Below are 11,937 nucleotides of genomic sequence, written 5' to 3'. Positions count from 1 at the left end.
GTATTGCCCGGCGACGCAAGTTCCACCACGACCGTGACCATTGCCGGCACCGGCGGCGTCGGCGTCGCCAACATCACTTTGGGCGATGCCAGCACTGCATCCTACGGCGCCGGCCGTCTGTCGCAACTTTTGCTGGCCGGTCACAATACCAATGCCAACGTTCAAGCCGGCACCGTGATCATCGGAGAGCACACCGGCAGCGTCAGCACCAACGGGGCCAATGGCAGCGTGACCTTTGATACCGGCACTTTTAATGCCGCAAACATTCAAATGGCGCTCGATACCAGCGGCACCACTACCACCGGCGTCATCGGCGCCTTCACCCTTGGCACCGACAATAATAGCACCGGCGTGCTGAATGTCAGTAACAGCTTCTATCTAGCCGACAACACCAATGCAACGACGGTCGGAACTGCCAATGGCACATTCACCATCAACGGCGGCACGGCCAACCTGCAATGCAATATTTCCGTGCCCAGCACTCAAGGGAGCAGCAACACTACGTTGAGTTTGCAAGGCGGAACGTTGAACATGAACGGCCACGCCATCGGCGGCGACGGCACCGGAAACACCGGTTTGGCCATCAGCCTCGTCAATCTGGTCACGAACAGCGGCACTGCCACCCTGGCCAATCTCGGCGGCGGCGGCATCAATAACGCCGGCCTGTCGACCGGGAGCACCGGCATTCTCATTCTGGCCGGCGCCAACACCTATACGGGCAACACCACGATCAATTCCGGCGGCACGCTGCAGATCGGCAGTGCTACCCAGTCGGGCTCTCTGCCCAGCGGCGGCAACGTCAGTGTCAACGGCAGCGGCTTCGGCGGCAACGGCGCACTCAATTTCAGTGCTTCCACCCCCATTAACGACAGCAGCGTGTACAGTGGTTCGGGCACCATCCAGCAAAGCGGCACGGGCACGACCGCACTCAGCGGGAGCAGCCCATCTTTCAGTGGACCTATCAACATCACCAGCGGCAAGCTGTCTGTCACAGGTTCGTTGGCGGGAGCCAATACGACCTCGGTCACTGGTGGCACGCTTTCCGGCACCGGCACCGTCGGAGGCATCGACTTGAACGGCGCAGCGGCAACCGTCCAGCCCGGCTCTACGGCCAGCCCGCTGGGGACACTAACTGCCAACGGCTTATTCAACTACGACTACGGCGGCGGCACGTTGGCCGTCACGTTGGGTTCCACCACTAGCAGTAAAATTGCTGCAACCGACGCGACATTCAATACGGTACCGACGTTTAGCTACGCGTTTGCCGCCGCGCCTACGGTCTCAACCTACACGGTTCTCACCACCACAAATCCCATTATGGATTTGGGTAATTTGGCAAGTATAAGTCCCTCCACAGTCGGCCGCATGACTCTCACCCCTTCGGAACAAGGCGGACCTGGTGGAAACTCCATCATTGTCACCATCGCCGGCAGCCCGGCCACGCTGCATTGGAAGAACAACGGCGGAAATTTGAACACCTGGGATATCCAAAACAACCAGAATTGGGACAGCGCGGCTACGTCTGGCAACCCGTATCAATTCTATCAAGTCGACAGTGTCGTTTTCGATGACAACGTCAATGGCAACAGCTTCACTGTCGACATTCGGGATGCGGTGCAGCCCAGCGCGGTGACTTTCAGCAACTCCAACGCCCACCCCTACACCATTAACAGCAGCAACGGCAATGGCATTGGGGGCAGCGGAAGCCTGACAGTCAACGGCACCGGCACCGTCACGCTGAATACGGTCAACACCTATACTGGGGGCACCATCGTCAGTTCCGGCACGTTGGTCGCCGGCAACGATTCAGCATTGGGCGACAGCACCTCGGCGGCCGGCGGATTGGTCCTCAATCCCAGCAGCGGCACGGCAACGGTTAAATTCACCAGTGCCGCCCCGGCCATCGCCTCGCTGTCTAGTAGTGGGGCGGGCTCCAGCAGCGTGGTGTTAGGCAACACGGCGTCGCCAGCGGCGACCACCCTGACTGTTGGCGCAGGCGGTTCCACCACCAGCTTCGGCGGCGTGATCAGCGATTTGACCGGCACTAACGCCGCCGCCATCGGCAGCCTTACCCTCGTCGGCGGGCAGCTCACGCTGACGGGCGCCAACACCTACACCGGCAATACCACGGTGAGCGGCGGCACGTTGATTCTTGGCTCGGGCGGATCGATCGCCAGCAGCAATGTAAACGTGAATGGCGGAAACCTGAACGTTAATCCCAGCGGGTCGATTTTAGGCACGCATGTCAACATTGCCGGCGGCGCTAGCATGACCGTCGCCTCCGGCGGCTTGATTCCCACCACGACGAACCTCGTCGACAACGGCACGGTGACCTTCAACGCCAGCCAAGCCATTGCCACCCTTAACGGCAGCGGGGCACTGAATGAAACCGGCACGCTCACGATTAGCGGCAACGGCACATTTAGCGGTTCGATCAACGATAATGGACCTGGGAGCCTTTCTTTCACCGGCGGCACAGTCAACCTCACGGGTTCCAGCACCTACTCTGGTAACACTACCATCGGCAGCGGCAGCATCGTGAGCGTGGCCAGCGCCAACGGCACCTCAGCTTCTTCTCTGGGCGCCATTACAGGCGGTAATGTCATCGTCAGCGCTGGCGGCACGCTCAACATCGGCGGTTACGCCGCTGCCAACTCTTTGAACTTTGGCCAAAAAGTGTTCCATATCTCCGGGAACGGGGTAGGCGGGATAGGCGCGCTCACCAACCGCAATTACGTTAGCGATCCTACCGGAGCTACCGGCGGCGCCGCACAGGAAAACGCAAGCGGAGCGTTGCAGAATGTGGTTTTGGATGGCGATGCCAGCGTGGGCGGCCCGGGTCAAGGCCCGGACCAAACGACCGGCGCCGCTCAACTGGGCAGAATCGACATTCGTGGCCCCGCTGTCGTCAGTCCCACCCCCAACGCGGCTACGCTCAATTTGAATAGCCACAATCTGACGAAGTTCGGCAACAGTTTCCTCGATCTGGTCAATGTAACCGTCAGCGGTGCGGGAAACATTATCGTTGCGGGAACCAATGCCAGCGGGGGCAGTGCAAACTTCGGCAACACGTTTACCCTGGAAGGATCCACGGTTTTTCAGGATGACGGCACCAGCAAAATCCTGGTGGGGGATGGCGCTACGCTGCAGTTTTGGAATCCCGGCGCCAATGGGCAGGCAAATCTCACGCGGGCCGTCGAGATGGGCGATGGATTGTCCAATAGCAACACGTTTATGGCGCTGGGGGGTGGCACGAGCAACGTCGGCAGCAACATCAACCTACGTGGCAATCTCACCTTCCGGTCGACATATCAAAACTTCCAAAACAACAATTTAACCCTGAACGGCAATATTACCCAAGACTCCACCCCTCGGAAAATCATTAAGAACAACATTGGCATGGTAACGCTCGCGGGAAACAACACCTTTACCGGCGGCGTGGAAATCGATACCGGACCCAGCAGTGCGGCCATTACCACAGGTACCGGCACCGTGCAATTGGGGAGCAACACGGCACTCAGTGCCGCCAACGTCCTCTCGATGGACCCCACGACAGGATTCACCAGCGACTTCCAACTTAATAGTTATAGCGCGACGATTGCCGGCCTGCAAAACACGGGCGCCGCTACTGCCTCGATTGTGGAAAACGCCAACGCCATGCCGGCCATCCTGACGGTCAACAACTCCAGTAATTACTCTTTCAGCGGCGTAGTGCAAAACGGCACTGGAGGCGGCGCCTTGTCGCTTACCAAGAGCGGCCCTGGCATGCTGACTCTTACCGGCGCCAACACGTACACGGGAAACACCACCATCAGCGGTGGAACTTTGCAATTGTCCTCCGGTGGTTCACTTTCGTCCAGTACAAATGTGACCTTGGCCGGAGGAAAAATGTTACTGAACGGCGCTTCGCAAACCTTTACTACGCCGTTGGCTGTGACAGGTGTTTCTAGCATCGATTTGAACAAAAACAGCACCCTGCACTTCGCGGACAGTAGCGCGCTGAGTTCCAGTTGGAGCAGCGTCGTCAGCCCGTATGGGAAAATTATTTCGATCGACAATTGGACCGGGGTCACCGGCTTAACCGGCGGCAGCAGCACCGATCCGATCTTTTTCGGTAACGGTAGCGGCACCGGGCTTACGTCGAATCAACTCGGCCTGATCCACTTCCAAGGCTATAACGGTGCAGAGTTTTTGACTGCAAACACCGGCGAAGTGGTGCCCGCTTCGGTTTCGCCCTACCATCTTGGCGACGTGACGCTCGACAATCATGTGGACGCCAGCGACATTTTGGCAATGGAACAGGCATTGGCCAACCTTAGCGGTTACCAAAATCAAGGCAATTCCTTGCATGTAACGCTGTCCAACGAGGACATGCTGAATATCTTTGATGTTAACGGCGATGGGAATATCACCTATGCCGACCTGCAATCGCTGCTGAGCGACCTTAAGTCCGGCAAGGGAAACACATCGACCGTACCCGAACCAGCAAGCTTCCTGTTGTTGGGATTGGGTAGCGCAATGCTTTTCGCGGGGCGCGCTCGCAGAAAAGTTCGTATTCTCTAGTTTCATCGTCCCAAAAAAGTAAAAGGCCTGCCCATAACATCGTGACTGAACAAAGCCTCAGCGGCGATGATCATCATCCCTGGGTTTTTAGTCTCTGACGCCGAGCCCGACTGGATTTCTACCCCCCCGAACCCAGCGCGGGCTCGGCGAGTTTTTTGTGAGTTCCGGTACCTTTTTCGCAAATGCATAGTGCCCTGCTAGCCATGATACGGGCACAAGTATTACCATGAAGGTCATTCGCTTCGAAGTCGTTCAGCATGGCTTGTGGATTCCGTGTGTTGTCATTGGCTTCATGCCAGTTTGGGCGCAGGAGGCCGCTTTCGGGCAACTTCCAGCTCATCTGCCGGCCGTCGCATCAGATAAGATTGACTCGAGCGAACATGCTGTCCGGGAAGAACAGCCGGCCACGACGGAAAATGCAACCGCGGCGTCGCCTTCTTCTCCGACAACAGAACATGCCACCGCTTCGCAGCTCCCCCGAGTCTTTCTGCTCGACGCACAACGATTGCAATCCGAGAAAGAAAAGTTTCGCGCAGGCGGCGACCCGATATTGGTTGCTGCGGTGAGTCGGTTGGAACAAGACGCCAAACGGCTGTTGACCGTAACCCCGGTTTCTGTGGTCGACAAGGACAACACGCCCCCCAGTGGCGATAAACACGACTATATGAGCCAGGCGCCCTACTTTTGGCCCGACCCCAATCTGCCGGATGGTTCCCCTTACATTCGCCGAGACGGAGAACGGAATCCGGAAATCAACATGTATCGAAACCATCAGGACATGAGTCGCATGGCCGGGATGGTCGAAACGCTGGCGCTGGCCTATTACTTCACTGGGGACGAGACTTATGCCGGCAAAGCCACGCAATTCCTGCGAGTATGGTTTCTTGAGCCGTCGACCAAGATGAATCCTAATTTGCAATACGCCCAGGCCGTTCCTGGAACCAATACGGGTCGCGGCACAGGATTGATCGAATCGATTTGTCTGGCCCGATTGGTCGATGACATCGGAGTGTTGCACGGATCGAAGGCATGGACGGACGATAATCAGCGCGGCATGGAAGATTGGTATGGAAAGTTTTTAAAGTGGATGTTGGAAAGCAAAAACGGCTGCGATGAAGCCGCCGCCAAGAACAATCATGGCACGTATTACGACATGCAAGTGGTTTGCTATGCTTTTTTCCTCGGCAAAGTGGAACTTGCTAAATCGGTGATCCAGCAGGTGGGTTCCAAACGCATTGCCGTGCAGATTGAACCCGACGGCCGCGAACCGTTGGAATTGGTTCGCACCAAAGCCTGGGGCTATAGCACCGTCAATTTGTCCGGTTTAATGTCGCTGGCCAAATTGGCGGAACACGTGGACGTCGATCTGTGGAATTTCCACACGGCCGATGGTCGAAGCATTCGCCAGGCCATCGATTTTTTGTTGCCCTTCGCCGCGGGCGAAAAGAAATGGACTTACCAGCAACTCGGTGGCTGGACGCCGGGGGGCTTTACCTCAATCTTGCGTCAAGCTGCTGTCAAGTATTCCGACGAGCGATATTCTGCCGTTCTCGCGAAACTTTCGATGAGAGACAACAACACGAACTGGCATGACTTGCTGCGTTAGCGCACCTCCAACCACCATTACATTTCATGGGATGACCGAATGTTCGGAAATGTGTATTTTCTAAAAATCGTTTCGATACTGTTTCGACTACGAACGATCGGCCAGGGGGACTTGGTGCGATGGCTATCGCCACTGTTCACGGTCGTCGCGGTTGGTTTGAGTTTGGCGTTGGTCCATGCGGAGGAGCCCAGCAAAGCAACTGGCACGGGAACTGGCGCGGACTTCGACATTAAGCAATTGGAGCACGATCGAATAATGGAGGCCGCTGAGCGGCTCCTGCCAGATGACCCCATCACCGTGACCGCCACTCAATGTCCGCGCAGCTCCGGCGGACTGCACGATTTTTATTCGGAAGGCGATTATTGGTGGCCAAATTCAGAGAATCCTGATGGTCCGTACGTTCAGCGCGACGGCATGACGAATCCCGATAACTTCGTCGATCATCGGAACGCGATGATCCGCTTCAGCATTCACGTCGGCACACTGACCAGCGCTTATCGACTGACCGGTGAGCAAAAATATGCCAACCAGGCCAACAAACACTTTCAAGCGTGGTTCATCGACGAATCAACACGCATGAATCCCAATTTGCAATATGCCCAAGCCATCAAGGGAATCAGCAAGGGACGCGGCATCGGCATCATCGACACCGTGCAATTGATCGAAGTAGCCCGCAGTGCCCAAGTCCTCGAGCATGCCGGCGCCCTACAAGGGGAGTGCCTGAGCGGTACAAAAAAATGGTTTGCCGATTACGTGCAGTGGCTGACCACGTCGCCCAATGGTTTAGAAGAAATGAAGGCTGCGAACAACCATGGGACGTGCTGGGTCATGCAGGTGGCCGCGTTTTCCGACTTTATCGGCAACGAGCAACAACTTGCCGCTTGCCGCAAGCGGTTTAGGGAAGTTTTGCTGCCCGAGCAAATGGCTGCCGACGGGAGCTTTCCACGGGAGCTGCGGCGCACAAAGCCTTACGGCTATTCCTTGTTCAACGCCGACGCGATGGCCACGATTTGTCAAATCCTTTCCACGCCACAAGACAATTTGTGGACGTATACCACCGCCGAGGGTCGCAACATGCGCTCTGCCACAGAATTTCTCTTCCCATATTTGCAGGACAAATCGAAATGGCCCTATCAGCACGACATCATGTGCTGGGATTTTTGGCCAGTTCGCTCTCCGTTGTTGCTGTTCAGCGGGTTGGCGTACCACGAACCCAAATATTTGGAACTTTGGAGAATGCTGGAAGCCAATCCGAACAATGCCGAAGTCATCCGCAATTTGCCGATTCGCCATCCGCTTTTGTGGGTCGATTGAACGAATGATTGCCTTAGATCCAGCTTTGCCCAAAAAGTCCTTTGCATGCACAAATGCTTGCGACTGCAACGTCAGACCGCTTCCCGATTTAGTGGCTTGACATGATTTATTGGGCAAAGCCCCTTAGATCCACAATACCAGAACAAAAAAAGTGTCAGCGACTTGAACTCTGAAGTGATTCTTGCCCAATTTGATAAAAATGAGCCTGCATTGCCAGGAACGACCGAAACATGACTTGCACCACCGTTACCAATCTTTAAAGGACGCCGCCATGCACTTGAACCAGATGTTTCGCACTACCGCAATTCTGTTGCTGGCATTGCTTGTCGAGAATTGTGCGAACGTCGGCAGGCGGGCTCACGGTGCCGAAGCCGTCGGCACGTCGGCTTCCACTCCCGCCGCCTCGGCCGACCAAGAAACTCCCGAACAACGCGATGCGCGCATGGCATGGTGGCGCGAAGCACGCTTCGGCATGTTCATTCATTGGGGAATCTATTCGGTGCCGGCGGGCACGTACCAGGGCAAGCAAATTGCCGGAATCGGCGAATGGATTCAAAACAATGCTGAAATTCCGATGGCCGAATATGCCACGTACGCCGAACATTTTAATCCGGTCAAATTCAATGCCGACGAATGGGTTTCGCTGGCCAAGAACGCCGGCATGAAGTACATCGTCATTACCTCCAAGCATCACGATGGCTTTGCCATGTTCAAATCCGAGGCTTCGCCGTTCAATATTGTCGATGCCACGCCGTTTAAGCGCGATCCGCTCAAGGAATTAGCCGAGGCTTGCCAGAAGCAAGGCATCAAATTGGGCTTTTACTATTCACAAGCCCAAGATTGGAACCATCCAGGCGGAGCGCAAGCCCGGCGTAACAACCGACAGCACGACTGGTGGGATCCAGGACAAGAAGGATCGTTTGACGACTACCTGCAAACGATTGCGATACCGCAAGTAAAAGAGATCTTAACTCATTATGGCCCCGTCGCAGTTCTCTGGTGGGATACGCCCGTGATGATGACTCACGAACGCGCTGCGCCGTTATCTGAATTACTAAAGCTGCAGCCAGGCATCATTAGCAACAATCGGCTGATCCATGGCGACGCGATGATTCCAGGAGACACGGAAACTCCGGAACAAACCATCCCCGCCAAGGGTTTTCCAGGCCGAGACTGGGAAACCTGCATGACCATCAACAATACGTGGGGCTATAAGTCGTACGACACCAACTTCAAATCCACAAGAAGATTGCTCCGCAATCTGATCGACATTGCCAGCAAAGGGGGCAATTATTTGCTCAATGTCGGGCCCACCTCTGAGGGTGAAATCCCCGAGCCTGAACAAGAGCGACTGCGCGAAATGGGCCAATGGCTGAAGGTGAATGGTGAAGCAATTTACGGCACTTCCGCCGGACCTTTCGAAAAGCAACTTCAATGGGGTCGCTGCACGCAGAAAAACAGCAAGCTTTATTTACACGTTTTCGATTGGCCTCAAGACGGGAAGCTGTTAGTGCCATTGCTCAACGCCAAGGCCTCGGCCGCGCTGCTCACGGAACCCGGCAAATTGCTCCCGGTAACTGCCACAGAGCAGGGACTGGTGATTGATGTGCCCACTTCAGCGCCAGACTCCGACGCCACCGTAATCATTCTTCAGCCGGAAGGTACGCTGAAGTTCGCCCCGGTGCCGCTCCCCAAGCAAGCCGCCGATGGGACCATTCGGTTATTGCCCGCGGACGCCGACATTTTGGGGGGGGCAGGCGTCGAAGGAGAAACCACGCCGAACATAGGCCACTGGAGAACAACCAAAGATTCAGTGAGCTGGAAAATCGAAGTGAATCAGCCCGGCAAATTCGAGGTGACTTTGTTATACGCGCAGTCAGAAGATCGAGCCGGAGCCACCGTTACGTTTTCCGCGGGCGATCAAGCACTGCACGGCGTCGTGGAAGCGACGAAAAACGCCAACAATTACCAAGAGATGAAGCTGGGTTCAATCGAAATCAGTCAGCCCGGCATAGTTGATTTCACCATTAAGGCTGATGACGTGCCCGCGAATCGATACGTGATGAACTTGCGCAGTGTGACGCTGACTGCGATTCATTAAGGAAAAATAACGGTCGTGAATTCCAAGCGGTTTGGGCAAATCCAAACAAAGTCAACATGGTTTCGTCGATGCACCATAGGATAACGAATTGTTGGTTACTCGGTTTGGTCGGAAGCTTGCTTGCCGCCTCTCCCGCCGTCAAAGCGGGAGAGCGACTCACGCTGAACTTCAATCCGGACTGGAAATTCGTGCAGGCCGACGTCACCGGCGCTCAGCAGCCCGATTTTGACGATCGGAACTGGACCACGGTATCAGTGCCCCACACGTACAACGACATCGACACGTTTGACGACTGGTCGCTGGCTGGCCATCGCGGGGAACAAAATCAATGGGGGGGCCGCACTTGGTATCGAAAAACATTTACCGCGCCGGAGTCATGGAAAGGAAAGAAAATTTTCATCGAGTTTGAAGCCGTGCGCCAGGTTGCAGAAGTGTATTTGAACGGCAAGCTGCTGGGCGTAAGCAAAACTGGCTTCACTCCTTTTGGTTTCGACCTGACTCCACAGCTCCATTTTGGTGGCGACAATGTGCTGGCCGTCATGTGCGACAATCGCTTCATGAAAGATCCGGACGATCCCAAATCGATCGATGCCGCCAATCAAGCGGGCATCACGTCGTCGAAGAGAGATTCCGGCCCTGGAGGCGAGCTGGCCAATTTAATGAAGAAAGTCAACGCGCAGATTCCAGAAGACATTGAACAACTGCAAGCAGATCAAATCCCTTGGAATAATCCGCATTGGCATCCTGCTCACGGTGGGATTTATCGCAACGTGCGCTTGGTCGTCACTGATCCACTGCATGTGGAGTTGCCTCTGTACAGTTTCTTGCAAACAGCCGGGCCGTATATCTATGCCAGCGACGTCTCCGACAAATCGGCAAAACTTTCTGTGGAAGTCCCGGTCGAGAATGGACGGACGGGGGATGAACACGTCGAACTTCTCGTCGACGTGCTGGATCGCGGCGGACAATCCGTTGCAACACTGAAGCACGATGAGCAAGTCGCCTCCGGGAAAACTGCGTTATTCAAGTTATCCACTGAACTAACAGCACCACAATTATGGGAGCCGGATTATCCCTATCTCTACCGCGTCGTCTGCACGCTGCGGGTCGGCGGTCAAGTTTGCGATACATGCGAACTCCCATTTGGGATCCGCACAGTGAGGTGGGACAAAGATCATGGATTCTTCATAAACGGCCAGCACCTGAAGCTGCACGGCTGGGGCCAGAAGCCAACGGATGAATGGCCAGGCCTTGGCGCGGCGCAACCGGATTGGATGCACTTTTACACGCTTGAATTGATGAAAAATGCCGGCGCTAACTTTGTTCGTTGGGGCCATTGCGCGGCAAGCCCGGCGTGCATTGCCGCGGGCGATCGGTTGGGAATTATTTTCGATCAACCTGGAGTTGATGGTGAATCGGACACGGTCGGCGCCGCTTGGAAATTGCGCGCCGCAGCCTTTCGCGACGTGCTGATTTACTTTCGCAACAATCCATCCATCTTGATTTGGGAAGGGGGCAATCAAAAAGTAACACGCGACCACGCTGCAGAATTGCGTGGATACATGGACCAATATGATCCGCACGGCGGTCGAGTTTACACTCATCGGCGGGCCGACAATACCACGGCGGAGTTCATGCAGATCGCCCTGGGCACCGAAGGCGGCAGGGAAATTCAGACCTTGCCGGTTGTGGAAGCAGAATACGATCGCGAAGAGTCCCCACGCCGCGTGTGGGACGATCAATCTCCGCCGAATTTCGGCTATCCGGAAGCCAAAGGACAGACCTATCAGCTCAACTCTGAGCAATTCGCCGTCAACCAAGTCAGCCAGTATGTGGGAAAAATCGGGGCTGACTATCACTGCGGTGGCGCGAATTGGATCTTCTCCGATACCACCAGCGGAGGACGCGTTGCTTGCGAGGTTGCCAGGGCCGGTGGCGAAGTCGACGGGGTTCGCCTGCCCAAGGAAGCATATTATGTGTGCCAAGCAATGTTCCGTGATGATCCGCAAGTCCATATCATCGGCCATTGGACGTATCCCCAGGGCACTCGCAAAACAATGTATGTGGTGTCGAATGCCGAAGAAGTGGAATTCCTCGTGAACGGCAAATCGCTTGGCCGTACAAAACCGACCGACCGGTATTTGTTCACGTTTCCGAATGTGACCTGGGAATCCGGCGAAATCAAGGCCCTCGCTTACGTCGGGAACACGGTTGTGGCCACGCAAACAAAGCACACCGTTGGCGCGCCGATCGCGCTAAAAATGACGCCGATCACCGGTCCCGATGGTTTGCATGCCGATGGTTCTGACGTAGCGCTCATCGACGTTGAGGCGGTCGACCAGCAAGGGGAACG

5 protein-coding genes are annotated in these 11,937 nt (G+C 55.6%); all 5 read left to right on the top strand.

Features of this window, described 5'->3' with window-relative positions; genetic code table 11:
- Positions 1-33: 33 nt before the first annotated feature.
- On the top strand, positions 34-4,563 hold the full coding sequence (locus VMJ32_00285) for an autotransporter-associated beta strand repeat-containing protein (protein HTQ37431.1): 4,530 nt from the start codon (positions 34-36) through the stop codon (positions 4,561-4,563).
- Between the two features lie 226 nt (positions 4,564-4,789).
- The gene (locus VMJ32_00280) at positions 4,790-6,169 is read left to right on the top strand and encodes an alginate lyase family protein (GenBank protein ID HTQ37430.1); all 1,380 of its coding nucleotides are present in this window, start codon (positions 4,790-4,792) and stop codon (positions 6,167-6,169) included.
- 39 nt (positions 6,170-6,208) lie between these two features.
- Entirely contained in the window at positions 6,209-7,483 is a 1,275-nt protein-coding gene (locus tag VMJ32_00275; protein ID HTQ37429.1) for an alginate lyase family protein, read from the top strand.
- 271 nt (positions 7,484-7,754) lie between these two features.
- Positions 7,755-9,584, top strand: a complete 1,830-nt coding sequence (locus VMJ32_00270; GenBank protein ID HTQ37428.1) for an alpha-L-fucosidase — start codon at positions 7,755-7,757, stop codon at positions 9,582-9,584.
- Between the two features lie 68 nt (positions 9,585-9,652).
- The coding region (locus VMJ32_00265; protein HTQ37427.1) for a DUF4982 domain-containing protein at positions 9,653-11,937 on the top strand (2,285 nt) is incomplete at its 3' end.

Source organism: Pirellulales bacterium (assembly GCA_035499655.1).
In the GTDB taxonomy this organism is placed as follows: Bacteria; Planctomycetota; Planctomycetia; order Pirellulales; family JADZDJ01; genus DATJYL01.
This window is presented reverse-complemented; position numbering and strand designations above follow the sequence as displayed.

Excerpts from the sequence above, each read along its gene's own strand:
- VMJ32_00270 (HTQ37428.1), top strand. The coding sequence starts at position 7,755 with ATGCACTTGAACCAGATGTTTCGCACTACCGCAATTCTGTTGCTGGCA.
- VMJ32_00280 (HTQ37430.1), top strand. The coding sequence starts at position 4,790 with ATGAAGGTCATTCGCTTCGAAGTCGTTCAGCATGGCTTGTGGATTCCG.
- VMJ32_00275 (HTQ37429.1), top strand. The coding sequence starts at position 6,209 with ATGTTCGGAAATGTGTATTTTCTAAAAATCGTTTCGATACTGTTTCGA.